This window comes from Candidatus Enterococcus testudinis, assembly GCF_002140915.1.
Taxonomy (GTDB): domain Bacteria; phylum Bacillota; class Bacilli; order Lactobacillales; family Enterococcaceae; genus Enterococcus_D; species Enterococcus_D testudinis.
In genome coordinates this window covers 983813-984876 of record NZ_NGKU01000001.1, presented here as the reverse complement: position 1 = coordinate 984876, position 1064 = coordinate 983813, and the positions used below count along the sequence as shown (strand labels likewise).

Here is a 1064-nt window from a genome sequence, read left to right as displayed (position 1 = left end):
TGCGGCTTTATTTATTTTTAAAACAATATCTGGGCTGTCTCTTATACACATCTAGATGTGTATAAGAGACAGGTGGACAGTCTGAAGAGACCGTTACATTACCTGCGCCCATAGCTTCAAGTAATATATCTGTCTCTTATACACATCTATTTATTTTTAAAACAATATCTGGGTCTCTTTCAAAAAAATAAATTTTTTTTGAAAACTGCTGATATCTTATTTTTAACTCATCGTTTCTATCTTCTCCATAAATATGAAGTTGATAATCCGGGAATAGATTTGTTAAGTTAAGAAAAGCATCACATAAAACATCTATTCCCTTCTCTAGTTCATTCAGTCGTGCTGCGGCAGAAATTATTATCTTATTTCTCTTTTCAAACCTTAATACTTCACTCTCATCAATTTTTTGTTGGAAGTACGGGTTAGGAATGACAGCAACCTTATCCTTTCTCAAGTTAAAATAGTCTCTAACCTGATCAAGTTGGAATACAACACCATCGGACAAACTATATGCAATTTTTGCTATAAATCTCCAATAAATACTTAAATCTTCTGGAGAACGCCTCTCTGAAGTAAGTACTTTTGTCTTCGTAAATAACGCCGATAAAACACAAATAATTGCGAACTCTGGACCGAAGCCGATTACACAATTGACATTTTGATTTCGTATATACTTTCTTATTTGCCACATCCGAAGCAGCTTCCCAAGTATTTTTCTATCTTGATATTTATTATCTAATATATTTAAAGATATAGAACTATCTAAATTTGCTACATCTCCTGAAAGATAGCTAATAACTGTAACTTCATTATTCACCGCCAATGCATTGGCAACAAACAAAAGAATCTTTTCAGCTCCACCACCATTTAAAGAGGGAGTAACCAACAAATATTTACTTCTCATACTATAAGTTCACCTTTCGTTTTTGTAAGCTTATATACTACTATCGTTATAACAATAAGAATAAAAAAAGATCTAAACATTTCAAAAAATGTAGCTCTTATTAGGTTAGTGTAGACAAAAAACATGGAGTAATAAATAGTATTAGATAAACCGACATCTT

At 31.8% G+C, this 1064-nt stretch carries 1 protein-coding gene; it reads right to left on the bottom strand.

Translation table 11 applies throughout. The features are described 5' to 3' along the window. Positions 1–136: 136 nt before the first annotated feature. Complete coding sequence (locus tag A5886_RS04720) at positions 137–904, bottom strand: glycosyltransferase family protein (protein ID WP_086273880.1); 768 nt, start codon at positions 902–904, stop codon at positions 137–139. Positions 905–1064: the final 160 nt, after the last annotated feature.

What these genes read in the sequence shown, in the direction of transcription:
- A5886_RS04720 (WP_086273880.1), bottom strand. Translation starts at nt 904, where the DNA reads ATGAGAAGTAAATATTTGTTGGTTACTCCCTCTTTAAATGGTGGTGGA.